This window comes from Dactylosporangium fulvum, from assembly GCF_025137375.1.
Classification (GTDB): domain Bacteria; phylum Actinomycetota; class Actinomycetes; order Mycobacteriales; family Micromonosporaceae; genus Dactylosporangium; species Dactylosporangium fulvum.
In genome coordinates this window covers 2,187,291-2,205,158 of record NZ_CP073720.1, presented here as the reverse complement: position 1 = coordinate 2,205,158, position 17,868 = coordinate 2,187,291, and the positions used below count along the sequence as shown (strand labels likewise).

The following is a 17,868-nucleotide window of genomic DNA, read 5'->3' as shown; positions in this document are numbered from 1 at the left end:
CGACCAGCGGCATGCCCGCCGGAGCACAGCGGAGGCGGTCATGCCGCAACCGCCTCTCTCGGTGCCCGCCTGAGGTTGCGGACGGCGTACACGAGGTCGGGGCGGACCTTCGCGACATAGCCCACCGTGATCGCGGTGATGAGCCCCTCGCCGATGCCGATGAGCACATGGGTGCCGGCCATCGCCGCGGCGATCCCGCCGAGCGACCGTCCGATGTCGGTGGCGCCGCCCATCGCGTACTGCAGCACAAAACCCTGCGCGGCGAACGTCACCGAGACGATCGACGCGACCAGCGCGGTCGCGGTCAGCGCCCAGGTGCGCCGCGGCAGGACCCGCAGCAGCGTGGCCACCAGCAGGTAGCCCGCGGCGGTGCCGATCAGCGCCATGTTGGTGATGTTGAGGCCGAGCGCGGTGACGCCGCCGTCGCTGAAGATCAGGGCCTGCACGACCAGGACGATCGCGACGCAGATCGCGCCGAGGTAGGGGCCGACGAGCATCGCGGCGAGGGTGCCGCCGAGCAGGTGGCCGCTGACCCCGGGCAGGACCTGGAAGTTCAGCATCTGCACGGCGAAGATGAACGCCGCGACCAGGCCGGCCATCGGCACGAGCCGGTCGTCGAGCTCACGACGGCCCATGACGAAGCACAGCGCGAGCCCGGCGAGTGCCACGCCCGCGAACAGCAGCGCGACCTGGTTGTTGATGATCCCGTTTGAGATGTGCATGGCGAGTGCTGGCATGTGTTTCCTCCCAGCGGAGCGTATTGCCGGGGGTGCGTTGTTGCCAAGGCCTTGCAACAACGCCGAAACGAACATCACGTCGTGATCGATGTCTGGACGGCGGCCGCCGGGTGTACGCGACGCGTCACCGGGTGACCGGCAGCCGGATGTCGAGCCCGCGGAGCCTGTTGCGCAATTCGGATCCCTCGGGCGTCAACCCCGACAACCGCGCCGATCTTGGAGTTGTGGTCCTTGACAAACCCGGACAAATTCGGAGGTTCATGGCGCCACAACTCCAAGATCGGCGCGTAGTTGGGCCGTCAACAGGCTCCAGGGCGACCTGAGGGTTCCCTCGATCGTGGACAGCGGCAGGCGTCAGGCGTGCTTCGCCACGCTCAGCACCGGATCCGCCAGCTGAGGGGAAGCGCGGAGCTCGTCGGCGGTGTGGGTCGCCACCACGACGCCGTCGCCGAGGAGCGCCACGTGGTCGGCCACCGCCAGGGCGTGCTCCGGCTGCTGCTCCACCAGCAACACCGTCAGACCGCCCCGCGCCAGCTCCGCCACCACCGACCGCACCCGCGCCGCCAGGTCCACCGCCAGGCCCTCGCACGGCTCGTCCAGCAGCAACAGGCGCGGCTGGGTGAGCAGCGCCCGCGCGATCGCGAGCATCTGGGCCTCGCCGCCGGAGAGCTGGTTGCCCTTGTGGCGACGGCGCTCACCGAGCCGCGGCAGGAGCTCCAGCACCCGAGGCACGGTCCACTCGCCCGGACGGCGGGACAGGTCGAGATGCTCGGCGACCGTCAGGCTGGCGAAGACCCGCCGGCCCTGTGGTACCAGGCCCACGCCCGCCCGCGCCACCCGGTGCGCGGGACGGCCGGCGAGCTCCACGTCGTCGAGCTGCACGCTGCCCGCCTTCGGGCGCAGCAGGCCGGCGACGGCATGAACCAGTGTGGTCTTGCCGGCGCCGTTGCGGCCGAGCACGGCGATGGCGGTGCCCTGCGGCACCGTCAGGTCGACGCCGTGCAGGACCGTGCCGCCGCCGTAACCGGCCTGCAGGCCGGCCACCGTCAGTGTCATGGTGCGACTCCCGCGTAGGCGGCCGCGACCTCGGGCGAGGACCGGGTCTCGGGGACGGTGCCGGTGTGCACGTGCTTGCCGGAGTGCAGCACCGTCACCTGGTCGGCGAAGCCGTAGACCAGGTCCAGGTGGTGCTCGACCAGCAGGACCGCCACCGTGTCGGGCAGCGCCGCCAGCAGACCGGCCAGCAGCTCGACCTCGGGCGGCGCCAGGCCGGCCGCGGGCTCGTCGAGCAGCAGCAGGCGCGGCTCGCCGGCCAGGGCCATGGCGAGCTCCAGCTGGCGGCGCTGGCCGTGGGACAGCGAGCCGGCCAGGGTGCCGGTGGCCGCGTCCAGGCCGACGGACGCGAGCAGTTCGAGCGCCCTGGCCCGGCCGCCGGCGCGCAGACGACCCCACGGGCGGCGCCCGGCGACGAGCACGTTGTCCAGCGCGGACAGGCTGGACCAGACGGCCGGGTGCTGGTGTGTGCGGCCGATGCCGAGCCGCGCGCGGCGGGCCGGCGCCATGCCGGTGACGTCGCGTCCGGCGAAGTGGATCCGTCCGGCGCTCGGCCGCAGGCTCCCGGCGACGAGGTTCAGCAGCGTGCTCTTGCCGGCGCCGTTGGGACCGATGAGCGCGTGCCGGGCGCCGGCTTCCACCCGCAGTCCGACCCCGTCGAGGGCGGCCAGATCGCCGTACCGGCGGCCCAGTCCTTCAACCACAAGAAGCCCGCTCATGCCGACTTCCTCCCCAGCAGGCCGCGCGGCAGGAAGTACACACACAGGATGAACAGCGTGCCCAGCAACAGCGGGGCGTGGCCGGGCCAGGGGCCGGACAGCCAGTCGCGGGTCGCCACGACCAGGGCGGCACCGATGAGCGCGCCGACCATCGAGGTGGCGCCGCCGATGACGATCGCCAGCAGTACCAACGCCGACACCTCGAACCCGCCGGCACCCGGCGAGACGAACTTGTCGATGGTCACCAGCAGCGCCCCGGCCACACCGGCGAGCGCGCCGGCGCCGACGTAGGCGGCGGTGAGGTAGCCGGCGACCGGGTGACCGCTGGCCCGCATCCGCACCGGGTCGTCGCGGGTCGCCCGCAGCATGGCACCGGCCGGCGAGCGCAGGACGAGCAGGAGCGCGCCGACGAGGACGGCCACGACGGCCAGCACGTAGAGGTAGACGGCACGGTCGGTGTCGAGCGACACCAGGCCGGGCAGCGGCACGACGTCGCCGAAGGCGAGCATGCCGTCCGTACCGTTGGTGACCGACTTCCAGCGACCGGCGACGGTGAACGTCAGCTCGCCGAGCGCCAACGTGATCATGAGCACCACAACACCGTTGGCGTAGACCACGAGCGGCGCGGTGACCAGCGCGAACAGGGCACCGGCGGCGGCTGCGGCGAGCAGCTGCACCACCCCGACGGTGACGTCGTGGCGGATCAGGGTCGCGGCGGTGTAGGCCCCGACGAGATACGGGGCGGTCTGGCCGAGCGTCGGCAGGCCCGCGATGCCGGTGAGCAGCGCGACGGAGACGGCGAGCAGGCCGATCACGAGGATCCGGGTGATGGTCCGGGTCGCGTACTCGTCGAGGGTCCAGGCGAACGACACCATCAGCAGGAGCGCGGCCGGGAAGCCGGCGACGCGGAGCACCTTGGTCATGCGCTCCTGCCCGACGGGAGAAGGCCGCGCGCACGGGCGGCCAGGGCGATCGCCATCGCGCCGAACAGCGCGAACGGGGCGAGGGCCGGTGCGGCGGTGACGCCGACGGTCTGGATCTCGCCGACCGCGACGGCGGCGACGAGCGCGCCACCGATCGAGCCGAGGCCGCCGAGGACCACGACCACGAGCGAGAGCATGAGGACCGTGTCGGCGGTCCGCGGGCCGGGGCCGATGATCGGGGCGCCGAGGGCGCCCGCGAGCCCGGCGAGTCCGCCGGCGACGGCGAGGACGCCGGTCCGCACGGTCATCGGGTTGACGCCGAGGGTCGCCACCATGTCCCGGTCGTCGACGGTGGCCCGCACCAGGCTTCCGGCGCGGGTCTTCGTGACCACGACGGACAGTGCGATCGCGATGAGCGTCGCGACGCCGAGGAAGGCCAGCCGGTACCCCGGGTAGTTGTGCCCGGCGAGGTCCACCGGCCGGTCCAGCGAGGCCGGGATGACCACCGGCAGGTCGTCCTTGCCGAACAGTGCGATGAGCCGGTCGCCGACGACGAGGGCGATGCCGAACGTCAGCAGGGCCTGGGCGAGATGCCCGCGGCCGGCGATCGGCACGAGCATGACGGACAGCACGGCGCCGCCCGCGCTCGCGGCCGCGGTGCCGACGAGCACCGCGAGTGCGAGCGAGAGCCAAGTGCCGTCACTGATTTTCGCGGCGGCGTAGGCGCCGAACGCGAAGAGCGTGCCGTGTGCGAGGTTGAGCACGTCACCGACGCCGAAGGCGAGGGTGAGCCCGGCGGCGACGACGAACAGCAACAGGCCATAGGCCACGCCGTCGACCGCCGGGATCAGATACGCGTCCAACGGAATTACGCGCCCACGGTCGCGAGGTCCTGGACCAGCACGTTGGCCAGGGCACGGCCGTCGTTGCGGACCTGACGCAGGTACCACTTCTGGATCGGGGCGTGGTTCTTGCCGAACTGCCACTGACCGCGCGGGCTGGAGATCTGGCCGAGCTTGCCGAGCTGCTCGTTGATCGTCTCCGGCGTCACGTTGCCACCGGCGGCCGCGATGGCCCGGTCGAGCACCGCCGCCGCGTCGTACGACGCCATGGCGTAGGTGGTCGGGGTGATGTCCGGGTAGGCCTGGCGCCACGCGGCGACGAACTTGCGGTTCTCCTCGTTGTCGAGGTCCGGCGAGTAGTTGCACACGGTGTAGACGTCCTTGGCCGCCTCACCCTCGGCCTGCAGGACCGTGCCCTCGGTGATGAAGGCGCCGTACAGCGGGACGTCCTTGATGTCGGACTGCTTGTACTGCTTCACGAAGTCGATCGCGGCCTTGCCGGCGTAGAACGTGTAGACGGCCTTCGCGCCGCTCGACTTGATCTGCGAGAAGTACGGCAGGAAGTTGGTCGTCGTCGGGAACGGCGTCCACAGGGTCTTGCCGTCGGAGTTGGCGAGCTTGCCGCCGATCTTCACGAACTCGTTGGTGAAGCCGCCGACCTCGTCGTAGCCACCCTGGTAGTCCGGGCCGATCGCGAAGACCGGGCCGTTGACCTTGTCCTTGATGTACTGCGCGATGGACTGGCCGGGGTCAGACGACATGAAGCTCGTCGTCCACACCCGCGTGACGTCCTTGAGGTCGGGACGGCCGTTGGAACCGATCAGCGGCACCTTCGCCTCGTCGAGCAGCTTGGCCACACCGGCGACGGAGCCACCACCGACGATGCCGGTCAGCGCGAGGACCTTCTCGTCCTTGATGAGCTTCGTCGCGGCGGGCACGGCGGTCTCCGCGCCGTCACCCTCGTCGGCGACCTTCAGGTCGATCGGGTGGCCGCCCAGCTTGTTGTCGTGCATCTTCAGGTAGAGCTCGAAGCCCTTCCGCAGGTCGGTGCCGACCGCCTGGTACGTGCCGCTCAGCGAGCCGAGGAAACCGATCTTGAGCGTCGACGCCGAGCCGGCGCCATCCGCCTTGGAGTCCTTGGCGCATGCGGCCGTGCCGAACAGCAATCCGACCGCCAGGAAAGCGCTGACCGCCGACGTCCAGTGCCGGGTCAGGCGTCGTTGCAGGGACATGGATCTCCTCTGTAAGACTGAACTGGAGTTATCTGCGAGCGCTGGCGCGCTGCGCGAGGGCATGTTCGGTGACGGCGACGAGGATTTCCTTCGCCGATGCGCGTGAGCGCACGTCGGCGTTGAGCATCGGCACACTGGGTTGGATGGCGAGGGCCTCACGGATGTCCTCGAGGTGGTAGCGCGCCGCGCCCTCGAAGTTGTTGACCGCGATGACGTAGGGGAGCCGGCGGTTCTCGAAGAAGTCGATGGCACCGAAGCAGTCGGCGAGCCGGCGCGTGTCGGCGATGACCACGGCCCCGATCGCGCCCCTGCACAGCTCGTCCCACATGAACCAGAAACGGCGCTGGCCGGGGGTTCCGAAGAGGTAGAGGACCAGGTCCTGGTACAGCGTGATGCGGCCGAAGTCCATGGCGACCGTGGTGCTGCCCTTGCCGGGCACCAGCGTGGCGTCGTCGTGCTCGATACTCGCCGTCGTCATCAGGGCTTCGGTGGTCACCGGCGGGATCTCGGAGATCGATCCGACCAGCGTGGTCTTACCCGCACCGAAGCCACCCGCAATGATGATCTTTACCGCGGTCGGGCGACCGCGGCGAGGCGGCTCGGTCATTCGTCCCTCCGCTGCGCTCCGGACCGTCCTACCTCTGAGTCGAGCCCGGTCATGACGGTCCCCGGACCGCTGGGGTCAGTGCGTCGCCGATGCGGTTGGCGAGATCGGTCATCTCGTAGGAGACCTTGCCGACATCCGCGGACGGGGAGGCGAGCACCAGCAGCGAAGCACCGTCGCTGAACGCCATGCAGAACATGAAGCCGCCGTCGAGCTGCGTCACGTTGGAGATGACGCTGCCCGCCTCGAAGAACCGTGCGGCGCCCGCGAGCAGGGCGACGAGACCACTGCCGGTGGCGGCGAGCTGGTCGGCCCGGTCCCGGGGTAATGCGCGGGTATGGGCCAGTACGAGCCCGTCGGTCGAGATCGCCAGCGCGTGGGCGACATCAGGTGTACGGCTCGCAAAATTGTCCAGCAGCCAACCGAGATCACTCGGGTCGGTCACAGAAGTGGTCCTCTCGTTTCCTCACGTAGTTCAGTTCGCCGAAGTACGCCGGTTCGCCACACCACGGGCATAGGCCGACATCGCGGCAGCCACGCGCGTCGGGTCGCGACGCTGTGTCCCACCACCGGAGCGGTCCGGCGCCGCCATGGCGGCGCCGGGCACGAGGTGCCGCTGCGGGGCACGCACGGGCAGGCCCGCGGCCGTGGTCGTGGAAACCTCCGGCGTGGCTGCCTGCTGCGCGGCGCGCCAGCCGACGTCGGCTTCGGACTCCCAGTTGACCGGCTCGGTCGCGACGTCCAGGTCGGGCGGGGTCTCGGTGCGGAACCAGCCGTTGACCGACTGGAAGATCGGCAGTTCGATCGAGTCGTCGGCGGCTGCGGCGAGGGCGGCGGGGACCTCGGGCGGCGGCAACGGCGGCCACGCACCCGGCCCGGGCGGGGCGCCGGGACCACTCGGCCCACCCTGCGGCCCACCCGGTGGCCCACCCTGCGCGGGCGGCAGGGACGGCACCGGCGGCAGGGACGGCGCGATGTACGCGGACGGCCCGGAGGGGATCGCGCGCAGTTCCTGCGTGGGAACCGAGAAGAGGCTCGTCTCGGACGGTGGTGGTGGCAGCGACTGCTGCGGCTGCGGGGTGAACAGGTCGTTGGCCGGCCGGGGCGCGCTCTCGACCGCACTGGACGCCCCGACCGGGGCCAGCTGCGGCTGCCGCTCAGACGCGAGGATCGGGCGGAACACGGTGCTGGGGATGGTGACCTCGGCGAGCGTCCCGGTGTGCTGCCCCGGGCGGAGCTGGACGCCGATCTGGTACCGCGCGGCGATGTGCCCGACCACGGTGAGTCCCATGGCACGCACGGCGGCGATGTCGATCGCGGGCGGCTGGGCCAGCAGCTGGTTGAGCTGTTCGAGACGGGCCGGCCCGAGACCGACGCCGGTGTCGACGATCTGGATGATGACCCGGTCGCCGAGCGCCCGGCCGGTGACCCACACCTCGGACTCCGGCGGCGAGTAGCCGGTCGCGTTGTCCAGCAGCTCGGCCAGCAGGTGCACGACCTCGTCGACGGCCTCGGCGACGACCGCGACGTCGTCGTCGACGCTGCCGAACCGGACCCGGACGTAGTGCTCGATCTGCGAGATCGCGGCCTGCAGCACCTTGCCGAGCGGCGCGTCCTCGCGCCGGACGCGGGCGGCGCCGGAACCGCCGAGCACCAGGAGGCTCAGGTTGATCCGGGCCATCCGGGTGGCCAGGTGGTCCAGCTGGTACAACTGCTGGAGCCGGTCGGGGTCGGTCTCGTCGCGCTCGACCCGGTCGACCTGGGCCAGCACCGCGTCGACCAGTCGTTGCTCACGACGGGACAGGTGGACGAAGATCTCTGCGACGTTGGAGCGCATCACGGCCTGCTCACCCGCGATCCGGACCGCTTCGCGGTGGACCGCGCGGAACGCCTGCGCCACGTCGGCGACCTCGTCCGCGCCGGCGACGGACAGTGTCGCGGAGGCACGGTCGGCGACCTCGTCCGGGTCGACCGTGCCCGGCGCGGCGGCCCGCAGCTCGGAGACGACCGCCGGCAGTTGCTCGTAGGCGACGGTCCGGGCGGCGTCGTGCAGGTACCGCAGGCGGCGCGTGATGCGCCGGGCCACGATACCGGTGAGGACGATCGCGATGAGCAGCACGGCGGCCACGCCGGCGATCTGGATCACCGCCTGGGTCATCTGCTGGTCGCGCAGGTCTGCGACCTCGTCGACGACGGCGTCGTCGACCTGCTGCTCGACCTGGAAGAGCAGGCCCGACCAGCCGGAGATGGCGTTGATCCAGCCGCCGGTGTCGATGCGGACCGGCTGACCGGTCGGCGTCCGGCCGACCTGGTCCTGGAACCGCTGCGCCGCGACGACCTGCTCGCCCGTGTTGGCCTTCTCGTACCAGGTGCGCCACTCGGCGGGCGCGAGCTGGTTGAAGCCGACCGTCGCCTCGACGAAGCCGGCGCGGGAGGCGGTGATCTCCTGCTGGAGCGCCGGGGTGAGCTCGTTGGCGGCGACCGCGCGGAGCACGGCGACCTGCTGCTGGCCCAGCGCCTCCGCCGCCCGGGACAGCGCGGCGGCGGCACGGATCTCGTCGGCGAGGTCGGTCGGCGCGCCGGAGCGGGCCACGGACTCGCGGTAGCTCAGCAGGTCGGCGACGAGGATCCGGTAGCTGAACGCGGTCGCGGAGACCGACGCGCGGGCGTCCTTGCGCACCTGCTCGCGAAGACCGTTCAGACCCTCGAGGCTGTCGTCGATCCGGTCGAGCAGGTCCGAACCGGATGAGAGCGACTTGCGCCGCTCCTGGTACGTGCGGACCGTGTCGTCGGTCAGCATGACCTGCTGGTTGAAGGCGTCCACCAGCTCCGGCCGCTGAGGCGTGAGCACCACGTTGACCGCGGCGGCCCGCTCGCGCTGCAGCGCGTGGGCGAGCCCGCCCGCCTCGGAGGCGAGGGCGGCCAGGTCCTGCAGGTTCCGGCTGCGGTTCACCTGCTGGACGGTGGTGACCAGGGCGATGCCGGCGAACACGACGACGGCGACGAGCGGCACGGCCACGATGAGCTGCAACTGGTTGACGATGCGGCGGCCGGCACGGTTCTCCCGGCCCCGGTTGGTGGGGTTGTGCTGCTCACGGCGAGCAGGGGCAGCGGTGTGCCGGGTGGGCCGGCGCTCGTGCCCTTGCTGCGTCTGCCGAGGGTCGCGGCCCTGCCGTTGGGCGGGCACGGGCAGCGAACTCTGGCTTTGGGTCACGAAAAGTCCCCGCAGGCATCCGAGATTGACAATGCACGTCAGATGCAGGCGGGCAGGACAGGCGCATAGCGCCCTTATCATCCGACCCGCGCATCAACGATGTGCACCATCACAGGTCGGCCCATCGGTGTCAATACCGACGTCTGCCGTCTAGCGACGATCGCCTCTTTATCACTCATCCGTTCCGTGGAGATTCCGGCAAACGTACGGACCCAAACGGCTGCGTCTGCTGGGATTGCACTGCACCTACCGCACTCGCCGAAACGTTGGCGTGACACAGAAGTTACCCGTACGAAACAATCACAGAATGCATCGCCGACGATACGACCGGTAGTTGATTGTCCTGCGGAAAATTTCCGTACGACAATGTCTATGCGTTGGCAAATACTTCGTTCACCAGTGCCACCTGTTGTTCGTCCGTGCATGCCCGGCCACCGAAACCCAGGCGGCGCAGGTTGCGGGTCGAGGCCCGCAGCAGGTCCGGATAGGCGCAGACACCCCCGACCGGCTGCGCGATCCCGGCGGCGGCATCGGCGAGCACGACCGTCGATCGCGCCCACAGGACCTCGGCCTCGTCCGGTCCGGCCACCACGCCGAGCTCCGCGCGGAGCAGCTCGTCGTCGAGGTACAGCCGAGAGACCCGCGGCGCGCGGGCGATCTCCGCGGCCGCCAGCACGCCGGCGGCCGTCTCGATGCGCGGCAGCACGGGGATGGTCCCCAGCGGCAGCCCGGCCGCTTCCTCCGCCTCGGCCAGGATCGTGCCCAGGGCGGCGATCTCGGAGGCCGACCGGGCGCGCGGCACGCAGACACCCTCGAGGCCCGGCTTCGTCACCGCACGGAGGTCGGCGGCAGCTTCCCCACCGGCGTGGATGCAGACCCACGCCCGGTGGTCGTCGAGCCACCGCCCGGCCGCCGCACGGCCGCCGGGCGCCGCGGTGAGGTCGAGGACAAGAGCGTCGGCCGCCGTGTCCCGCGGACTGTCACCCGGCACGAAGAGGTACGACCTCATGCGTCGATCATCGGATGGAAGCCGCCGCTCCGCACGCCGGCGCGGCCGTTTCGCCCGTTTGGCCCCTCTGGCCGCCGGGTACGCGGGACCGTTAGGTGAGGCATCCGGCCAATGGGAGGGATCATGGCATCCGACGCCGTCACACTGATCATGAACGACCACCGGACCATGGAGCAATTGTTCGAGAAACTTCGCTCCGGCACCGGTGACCGCCGGCAGCTGCTCGACGAGTGCGCCGCACGACTCACCGCGCACAGCCACGCCGAGGAGCAGAAGGTGTACCCTGCGCTCGCCGAACTCGACCCGAACGTCCGCGACGAGGTCCACCGCGGCGCCGACGAGCACCACCAGGCCGAGCGGATGCTGCACGACCTGCAGCGGATGGCGGCCGACGCGCCGGAGTTCGAGGGCCTGCTCGACGAGTTCATCTCCGCCGTGCAGCACCACGTCGAGGAGGAGGAGACCGAGCTGCTGCCGGCGCTGCGGGACGCCGTCCCCGCCGCGCGGCTCGAGGAGCTCGGCGCCGCCTTCGAGAAGATCCGGCTCCAGGAACTCGAGGTCGCGGGCCTCGGCCTGCGGCGCTGACCACTTCGTCGGCGGGCTTGCCGACTCGCCCGGCTTCGGTACAGTCGGGCTGGTCATGGTCAGTTCCGGCCCGTCCTTCCGGCCCCCGGGCACGCCGGTCGCCGCGTCGCGGTTCCTCACCGGCGGCCCGGTCGCTGCCGCGCGGCTCAGCGACCTGCCGCTCGACCGGATGCCGCAGCGGACCGAGGACCACGTCGTCATGCTCGTCAGCGCCGGGCAGGGCACGCACACGCTCGACTTCGTGACGTATGCCTGCCGCCCCGGCACGCTGCTGTGGGGCCGTCCCGGACAGGTGCACCAGTTCGGCGGCCAGGCCGGTTTCGACGCCACGATGCTCGCGTTCTCACCCGGCATCCTGCCCTCGGTCGGCGAGATCGAAGGGCTGCGCGAGCTGGTGGCCGACCCGTTCGCCCCGACCTGCTGGCAGCCGGCCGGGGAGGACGAGGAGGCGATCGTCGCGGAGATCGCGCAGATCGGCGTCGACCAGGTGCGGTACGGTGCGACGCGGCTCGGCGCGGCGCTGCTGGCGCACTCGATGGCCGTGCTGCTCATGCGGATCGTGGCGCTCGCACCGCCTCCGCCGCTCGGGTCGGCGGCCCTGCTGGTCGGGCTGCTGCGGGCCGAACTGGAGCGCGACGTCCGGCGCCGGCGGGTCGAGGACTATGCGGAGACCCTGCGCTGCTCGGTGCGCACACTCACCCGCGCCAGCCTGGCGGTCACCGGCCGCAGCGCCAAGCAACTCGTCGACGAGCGGGTGGCGCTGGAGGCAAAGCGGCTGCTCGCGACGGGCGACGAGCCGGTCGCCGACGTCGGGCGACGGCTGGGCTTCGACGAGCCGACGAACTTCGGGCGGTTCTTCGCCCGCGAGACCGGCCAGTCGCCGGGCGCGTTCCGGGCGATACTGCGCCGCTCCCCCGCGCCGCGGGTGCCGCACCAGCGCTCGGCGCTGCCGGGCCGCCTCACGCCGCGGTCGGCCTAGGCTGTGATGCGGCAGTCGGCGGCCTTGGCGCCGGCGCTGCCGGTCGGCGCGTCGTCGAGCTCCAGCGCGGCCTCCTCGCGGCCGACGAAGGGCACCAGTGTGAAGTACGAGAGCGTCGGCAACAGCGTGGGCAGCTGCTCGACCCTGCCGGCGGCGACGTAGCGGTACACCGTCGCATAGATCCCGCCCACGATCGTCTCCACCAGCTCCTCCGGCATCGGCAGGTCGGCCGCCCGCGGCGCCTCGGCGAAGAACCGGTCGAACCGGCGCAGGAGCCGGGCCCGCTCGGCGCGGGCCAGCGGCCCGGCGGCGTCGATCTCGACCACCGCCACCGTGGCGAACGCCGGCAGCTCGGCGAGCACCTGGAGCATCACCCGCAGCGCGGCGCGGGCGCCGTCCCGCCATGCCGGCTCGGCCAGGTAGGCGCGCTCCATCAGCGTCAGCAGCAGGTCGGTGCCGTGCCGGTAGGTGGCGATCAACGCGTCTTCCTTGCCGGCGAACAACGCGTAGAAGGCGGGCCGGGTCACGCCGGCCGCACGGCAGATGTCGCTGACCGTGGCGTTCGCGTATCCCTTCAGGGCGACCGTGTGCACCAGCGCGTCGAACAGCCGGTCGCGCTGGTTCGCGGCGACCTCCTCCGGCGGCACCCGGCTGGGGCCGCGTTTGATCGCCCGCGCGGGATCACGCCCCTCACGCGCACCCGGCAGCGGGCTCAGCGGTTCGTCTGCCACCGGACAAGTATCGATCGTGGCGGCAACCGCCGTCCGGCCGGTGCCGGGGTGGCGCCCGGGGTGCCGGACAGGGCAGAGTATCGGCGTGTCATCGTCTGTCCAGCTCGCCAACGCCGTGCAGGGTGCCCGGGCGGTCGCGACGCAGGGCGACGTCCGTGGTGCCTTCACGCTGCTCGGCCGGGCGCTCGACGCGGCGACCACGACCCTCGGCCCCGACGACCCCGACGTGTTGTCGGCGACCGGCCTGCTCGCCAGGTTCCACGCCGACCTCGGCGAGCTCGCCGACGCGCGGCGGGTGCTCGAGGAGGGGCTCGCGGCCGGGCACCATCGGCTCGGCGACGGGCACCCGGTCATGCTCGGCCTGGCGTACGAACTGGCCCGCGTCGCCGACGAGCTCGGCAACGTCTACGAGGCCAAGCGGCGATACGGGCAGCTGGCCAGGTTCGGGCCGCAGGCCCTCGGCGAGGACCACCCGGGTGTGCGGGCGGCGCGGCAGTATCTCGGGCTGGACGACGACGCCGGCACCGGGGCGACCGTCCGGATCCCGCACGTCCCGCCGTCGGCGACGTTCGATCCGGTGCCGGCACGGGGTGGCGGGCAGCAGGCGCGGGCGGTGGACGACGCCGGTCGGTTCGACCGGGATGCGTGGCGACAGGACGAGCCCGGCGTGTTCGAGCGGGCCGACCAGGCGTCCGGGCAGGTGTCGGCGCCGCCGTGGTCCGAGACCGAGGTGTCCGCGCCGGCCTGGCAAGAAACGCCGGCCTGGCAGGAAACGCCGACCCGGCAGGAAGCACCGGCCTGGCAAGAAGCGCCGGCCCGGCAGGAAGGCCCGGCCTGGCAGGAAACGCCGGCCCGGCAGGAAGCACCGGCCTGGCAGGAAGCACCGGCCTGGCAGGAAACGCCGGCCCGGCAGGAAGGCCCGGCCTGGCAGGAAACGCCGGCCTCGCGGGAAACGCAGGCCTTGGCCGGTGCGCAGGCGTCCGGGCCGCCGTGGCCGACCAGCCCGGGGCCGGGGCCCGGCGGCTGGGTGAACGAGCCGGTCGCCCCGCCGTTGCCGCCCGCCGCGGCCGACACCGGGCCGCGGCGGCGATCGCCGCTGGTCGCCCTGCTGGCGATCCTCGTCGTCGCGGTCCTCGGCGGCGTGACGGCGGCGGCGGTCTCGTTCCTGGCGGCCCGGCCGGACGATTCGGCGCAGCCGCAGCAGCCGGCCACGTCGCAGGCACCGGCGCCGGAGTCGGCGCCCGCCTCGAGTGCCGGTGCGCCGGGCAACCCGAAGGCGCCGAGCTCACTGAAGCTGCGCGACGACCGCACCTCCGTCACCCTGACCTGGGTCGACCCGTCGAAGGGCAGTGTCCCGTTCATCGTCGCGGGTGGCCAGCAGGGCGCGCTGCGGCAGCTCCAGGTGCTCGCGGCGGGCTCCACCACGTACACGATCAACGGCTTGAACCCGAAGCTCGACTACTGCTTCACCGTCGCCGCGGTCTACGACACGAACAGTGTCGAACTGTCCGACCTGACGTGCACGAAGAGAACCTGACACGCACCGTATCGGCGGATGCACGTAACGCACCCGGCGGGTGTGCCGACACATCGACGGGAATATGATGGGCGCCGGTTTCGGGGAGGGGGCCGAATGGTGACGATGCGCCTGCGTTCACGGAAGAGCGGCGGGCTCGTGACGGTCAGCACCATCGTTGGCCTGGTCGCGGTCCTGGGCCTGACCCTCTTCGGCACCGGTGCCGCCAACAATGCGGTGGCCAGCTTCGACGTGAGCTCCTGGCTGTGGAGCAACGACAAGGGCGAGGTCGCCCGGGTCAACGGGGTCACCGGCAAGGTCGACACCCGCACGAAGATCACCGATGCGCAGGGCCACACGATGCAGGTGTCCCAGAGCGACCGGTTCGTGATCCTGCGGGACCTCAACACCGGCAAGATCAGCGTCCTCGACCTGTCCAGCCTGACGCTCGGGGCGACGACCCAGTCGACGCCGGGCCTGGGCGTGACCGTCGCGGTGCACGACGACGTCGCGTTCATCGTCGACGCGGTGCAGGGCCTGGTCCGCCAGCTCGACCCGGCGACGCTGCTGCCGGTCGGCGAGACGCTGACCTTCCCGCCGGGGATCTCCGGCGGCGCGTTCGACGACAGCGGCCGGCTGTGGCTGCTGGTTCCGTCCGAGGGCACCGTGGTCGCGGTCAAGCCGTCGGCGCGGCGGCCGAGCGCGAGCGCGGGCGGGCAGGGCGGTGGCCAGGCCGGCTCGGCCGATCCGAGCATCGTCAAGACCGTCGGCGTCGCCGATCCGAGCCACGACCTGACGCTGTCCATCCTGGACACGGGCGTCGCCGTGCTCGACAAGACCTCGACCACGCTGACGACGCTGCGCGGCGACGCGGTGCGGAAGGTGCCGCTGCGCATGGCGGGCAACGGCGCGATGCCGCAGCGCACGGTCGGCGGCGACGTGCCGGTGACCGTGGTCGACGACCGGCACGTCTACGTGGTCAACGGCGACAAGGTCGCCGACTTCACGGTGCCCGGCGACAGCCCCCAGCTGCAGCCGTGCGTGGCGTGGTCGGGCCGGTTCTACTGCGCCGACGACTCGTCCGGCACGGTCTACGTGCTCGACGCACAGGGCAAGGCGCTCGACCCGATCAAGATCCAGGCCGGTGGCAAGGCGCTCGAGCTGGAGGTCCGCGAGGACCGGATGTTCATCAACGCACCGGGCGGCTCGACGGCGCGGGTCGTCGACGAGCAGCACCAGGTGCGCACCGTGGACAAATACGCCAACGACGTCGTCGGCGGCGACGCGCCGCCGGTCCCACCGCCGCCACCGCCGGCCAAGCCGCCGGTGGGCCCGCCCGGCGCACCGCCGCGGGTCACCGCGACGGCGGGCGACGCGCAGGCCCGGGTGACGTGGACGGCCGCGCCCGCCAACGGCAGCGCCGTGACGAAGTATGTCGTGGAGGGCGACGGCAAGGTCCACGAGGTCGGCGCCAGCCAGCGTTCGCTCGACATCACCGGCCTGACCAACGGCCAGACGTACAAGTTCACCGTCTATGCGGTCAACGCGAAGGGCAACGGGCCGAAGCGCGCCGCCAACCCCGTGGTGCCGACGTCGGAGGTCCCCGACCCGCCGGTCAGCGTGGCGGCCGCCGCCAACCCCGACGGCACGGTGACGGTGACCTGGCCGGCCGCGAACGGGCAGGGCCACAAGATCGCCAGATACGTGGTGACGTCGGTGTCGACCGGCGAGTCGAAGACGTTCGAGAGCGGGCAGCCGACGCTGACGGTGCCGGCGGGCGAGTTGACGTACGGCACGCAGGTCGCGTTCCGGGTGGCGTCGATCAACGACATCGGCGCCAGCTCGGCGCAGTCGCCGCTGAGCCCGTCGGTCGTGCCGTTCAACAAGCCGACGGCGCCGGGCGGGCTGACCGTCAAAGCGGTGGCGACCAAACGAGGCACGGTCGTGGCCACCTGGCGGGCGCCGCAGGACAACGGCGCGCCGATCACCGGCTACGAGGCGACCGTCAACGGGCAGAAGCAGACGCTGGGCACGGGGCTGACACACGAATTCGGCGGGTTCGGGGACGCCGAGCACGTCACGGTCCAGCTGCGAGCGGTCAACAAGGCGGGTCCGGGCGCACCGGCGAGCGGCGCGGCCGACACCCTCGCCCAGCCGAAGATGACGGTCGACACGGCCAACAGCACCGCCGCGCTCAACTCCATCACGGTGCGTTTCACCGCCACCGACGGCGGCGGCGCCCCGGCACGGTGCCGGCTCGACGTCGCCGGGGCCGGCGCGACCGAGGGCGCCTGCTCCGGCTCCCTGACGATGACCGGGTTGTGGCCCGCGACGGCGTACAACTACACGGTGACCGTGACGAACGCGGCCGGCATGACCGCCGACGGCACCGGATCGCTGACCACACCGACCTATCGGGGCACGGTCGTCTGCACCGTCACGAGCTACTGCGGGCGCGGCGCGCCGAACGGCGGCATCTGGGTCTACCGGACCCCGTCGCAGAACGGCACCGCGGTCGGCGACGTCTACGCGCCGGACAGTTACGTGGCGATCTGCCAGACGAACACCGGCACGTCGATCAACGCCGAGCCCTACGGCGGAAAGCGCAGCACCGTCTGGATCAAGATCCAGTTCCAGGGTGAGAACTACATCCCGTACGCCTGGTTCAATCTCCCGAACGGCACCGGGCCGTTGAAGCAATGCTGATGGAGCGACGTGACCACCCCCGTGACACCGTCTGACCTGCCCGCCGACCCCGGACCGCCGAGCACCGAGGAGGTCGCCGCCGCGGCCGACCTCGTCGGCCGGCTCGCCCGCAACGTCGAGTCGGTCGTGCTCGGCAAGCCGCTGGTCGTGCGGCTGACGATGACCGCGCTGCTGGCCGAGGGGCACGTCCTGCTCGAGGACGTGCCCGGCGTCGGCAAGACCACGCTCGCCCGGGCGATGGCCGCGAGCGTGCAGGGGCAGTGGCGGCGGATCCAGTTCACGCCCGACCTGCTGCCGTCCGACGTCACCGGCGTCACGATCTTCAACCAGGCGACACGGGGCTTCGAGTTCCACCCGGGGCCGGTGTTCGCCAACATCGTCATCGCCGACGAGATCAACCGGGCGTCGCCGAAGACGCAGTCGGCGCTGCTGGAGGTCATGGAGGAGCGATACGTCACCGTCGACGGGGTGCGGCACGCCGTGCCCCGGCCGTTCCTCGTGGTCGCCACGCAGAACCCGATCGAGATGGATGGGACCTACCGGTTGCCCGAGGCGCAGCTCGACCGGTTCCTCATGAAGCTCGCCGTCGGCTACCCCAGTGAGGCCGTCGAGATCGAGGTGCTGCGCGGTGCGGTGACCCGCTCGCCCGAGGCGCTCGACGCGGTCACCGACACGCAGGTCGTGGCGCAGCTGGTCCGGTTGGCCCGGCGGGTCCACATCGCCGACCCGCTCTACGGCTACGCCGTGCGGCTCGCCAACGCGACCCGCACCCACCGGCAGATCCGGGTCGGGGTCAGCCCGCGCGGCGTGATCGCGCTGACCCGGGCGGCGTGCGCCTACGCGCTGATCGACGGCCGCGGCTACGTCGTGCCCGAGGACCTCAAGTCGCTGGCCGAGCCGGTGTTCTCGCACCGGCTGCTGCTCTCGCCCGACGCGCAGGTCCGCGGCGTCGCCCCGGGCGACGTCGTGCGTGAGGTCCTCGACGCCGTGCCCGTGCCCTCACCGGTCGCGGTCTGAC

Annotated in this window: 16 protein-coding genes; 5 read left to right on the top strand and 11 right to left on the bottom strand. The window is 71.9% G+C overall.

The annotated features are described in order from the left end of the window. Positions 1–38 precede the first annotated feature (38 nt). The 10 genes from Dfulv_RS10290 to Dfulv_RS10245 form a co-directional block, all read right to left on the bottom strand. Complete coding sequence (locus Dfulv_RS10290; protein ID WP_259862469.1) at positions 39–737, bottom strand: energy-coupling factor ABC transporter permease; 699 nt, start codon at positions 735–737, stop codon at positions 39–41. A 354-nt stretch (positions 738–1,091) separates the two neighbouring features. Further along, complete coding sequence (locus Dfulv_RS10285) at positions 1,092–1,793, bottom strand: ABC transporter ATP-binding protein (protein WP_259862468.1); 702 nt, start codon at positions 1,791–1,793, stop codon at positions 1,092–1,094. Next, positions 1,790–2,509, bottom strand: coding sequence for an ABC transporter ATP-binding protein (locus Dfulv_RS10280; RefSeq protein WP_259862467.1), 720 nt, complete (start codon positions 2,507–2,509; stop codon positions 1,790–1,792). The genes Dfulv_RS10285 and Dfulv_RS10280 overlap by 4 nt, the downstream gene beginning before the upstream one ends. After that, positions 2,506–3,432, bottom strand: coding sequence for a branched-chain amino acid ABC transporter permease (locus Dfulv_RS10275; protein WP_259862466.1), 927 nt, complete (start codon positions 3,430–3,432; stop codon positions 2,506–2,508). Before Dfulv_RS10275 ends, Dfulv_RS10280 begins: the two co-directional genes overlap by 4 nt. Next, positions 3,429–4,295 (bottom strand): branched-chain amino acid ABC transporter permease, encoded by an 867-nt coding sequence (locus Dfulv_RS10270; protein ID WP_259862465.1) that lies wholly within the window; start codon positions 4,293–4,295, stop codon positions 3,429–3,431. The genes Dfulv_RS10275 and Dfulv_RS10270 overlap by 4 nt, the downstream gene beginning before the upstream one ends. Positions 4,296–4,300: 5 nt before the next feature. Beyond that, complete coding sequence (locus Dfulv_RS10265) at positions 4,301–5,506, bottom strand: ABC transporter substrate-binding protein (protein ID WP_259862463.1); 1,206 nt, start codon at positions 5,504–5,506, stop codon at positions 4,301–4,303. Positions 5,507–5,534: 28 nt separating this feature from the next. Then, positions 5,535–6,113 (bottom strand): GTP-binding protein, encoded by a 579-nt coding sequence (locus Dfulv_RS10260; protein ID WP_259862462.1) that lies wholly within the window; start codon positions 6,111–6,113, stop codon positions 5,535–5,537. A 49-nt stretch (positions 6,114–6,162) separates the two neighbouring features. Beyond that, positions 6,163–6,555 (bottom strand): roadblock/LC7 domain-containing protein, encoded by a 393-nt coding sequence (locus Dfulv_RS10255; RefSeq protein WP_259862461.1) that lies wholly within the window; start codon positions 6,553–6,555, stop codon positions 6,163–6,165. A gap of 30 nt (positions 6,556–6,585) precedes the next feature. Further along, positions 6,586–9,324 (bottom strand): sensor histidine kinase, encoded by a 2,739-nt coding sequence (locus tag Dfulv_RS10250; RefSeq protein ID WP_259862460.1) that lies wholly within the window; start codon positions 9,322–9,324, stop codon positions 6,586–6,588. Between the two features lie 370 nt (positions 9,325–9,694). Beyond that, positions 9,695–10,333 (bottom strand): aldolase/citrate lyase family protein, encoded by a 639-nt coding sequence (locus tag Dfulv_RS10245; protein ID WP_259862459.1) that lies wholly within the window; start codon positions 10,331–10,333, stop codon positions 9,695–9,697. A 123-nt stretch (positions 10,334–10,456) separates the two neighbouring features. Here Dfulv_RS10245 and Dfulv_RS10240 point away from each other — a divergent pair, with 123 nt between their 5' ends. Together Dfulv_RS10240 and Dfulv_RS10235 are read left to right on the top strand one after the other, a co-directional pair. Next, the gene (locus tag Dfulv_RS10240) at positions 10,457–10,918 is read left to right on the top strand and encodes a hemerythrin domain-containing protein (protein WP_259862458.1); all 462 of its coding nucleotides are present in this window, start codon (positions 10,457–10,459) and stop codon (positions 10,916–10,918) included. 55 nt (positions 10,919–10,973) lie between these two features. After that, positions 10,974–11,897 (top strand): helix-turn-helix domain-containing protein, encoded by a 924-nt coding sequence (locus tag Dfulv_RS10235; protein ID WP_259862457.1) that lies wholly within the window; start codon positions 10,974–10,976, stop codon positions 11,895–11,897. On the opposite strand, the gene Dfulv_RS10230 is transcribed toward Dfulv_RS10235, so the two are convergent. Next, complete coding sequence (locus Dfulv_RS10230) at positions 11,894–12,628, bottom strand: TetR/AcrR family transcriptional regulator (protein WP_259862455.1); 735 nt, start codon at positions 12,626–12,628, stop codon at positions 11,894–11,896. The genes Dfulv_RS10235 and Dfulv_RS10230 overlap by 4 nt on opposite strands. Positions 12,629–12,713: 85 nt before the next feature. On the opposite strand from Dfulv_RS10230, the gene Dfulv_RS10225 reads away from it, so the two are divergent. The 3 genes from Dfulv_RS10225 to Dfulv_RS10215 all read left to right on the top strand — a co-directional run bounded on the left by Dfulv_RS10225 (position 12,714) and on the right by Dfulv_RS10215 (position 17,867). Then, complete coding sequence (locus tag Dfulv_RS10225; RefSeq protein ID WP_259862454.1) at positions 12,714–14,165, top strand: tetratricopeptide repeat protein; 1,452 nt, start codon at positions 12,714–12,716, stop codon at positions 14,163–14,165. Between the two features lie 96 nt (positions 14,166–14,261). Beyond that, entirely contained in the window at positions 14,262–16,850 is a 2,589-nt protein-coding gene (locus Dfulv_RS10220) for a fibronectin type III domain-containing protein (RefSeq protein ID WP_259862453.1), read from the top strand. 36 nt (positions 16,851–16,886) lie between these two features. Then, complete coding sequence (locus Dfulv_RS10215; RefSeq protein ID WP_406568011.1) at positions 16,887–17,867, top strand: AAA family ATPase; 981 nt, start codon at positions 16,887–16,889, stop codon at positions 17,865–17,867. The last annotated feature ends 1 nt before the right edge of the window (position 17,868 follow it).

What these genes read in the sequence shown, in the direction of transcription:
- Dfulv_RS10265 (WP_259862463.1), bottom strand. Translation starts at nt 5,506, where the DNA reads ATGTCCCTGCAACGACGCCTGACCCGGCACTGGACGTCGGCGGTCAGC.
- Dfulv_RS10240 (WP_259862458.1), top strand. Translation starts at nt 10,457, where the DNA reads ATGGCATCCGACGCCGTCACACTGATCATGAACGACCACCGGACCATG.
- Dfulv_RS10220 (WP_259862453.1), top strand. Translation starts at nt 14,262, where the DNA reads ATGGTGACGATGCGCCTGCGTTCACGGAAGAGCGGCGGGCTCGTGACG.
- Dfulv_RS10260 (WP_259862462.1), bottom strand. Translation starts at nt 6,113, where the DNA reads ATGACCGAGCCGCCTCGCCGCGGTCGCCCGACCGCGGTAAAGATCATC.
- Dfulv_RS10290 (WP_259862469.1), bottom strand. Translation starts at nt 737, where the DNA reads ATGCCAGCACTCGCCATGCACATCTCAAACGGGATCATCAACAACCAG.
- Dfulv_RS10235 (WP_259862457.1), top strand. Translation starts at nt 10,974, where the DNA reads ATGGTCAGTTCCGGCCCGTCCTTCCGGCCCCCGGGCACGCCGGTCGCC.
- Dfulv_RS10275 (WP_259862466.1), bottom strand. Translation starts at nt 3,432, where the DNA reads ATGACCAAGGTGCTCCGCGTCGCCGGCTTCCCGGCCGCGCTCCTGCTG.
- Dfulv_RS10245 (WP_259862459.1), bottom strand. Translation starts at nt 10,333, where the DNA reads ATGAGGTCGTACCTCTTCGTGCCGGGTGACAGTCCGCGGGACACGGCG.
- Dfulv_RS10280 (WP_259862467.1), bottom strand. Translation starts at nt 2,509, where the DNA reads ATGAGCGGGCTTCTTGTGGTTGAAGGACTGGGCCGCCGGTACGGCGAT.
- Dfulv_RS10285 (WP_259862468.1), bottom strand. Translation starts at nt 1,793, where the DNA reads ATGACACTGACGGTGGCCGGCCTGCAGGCCGGTTACGGCGGCGGCACG.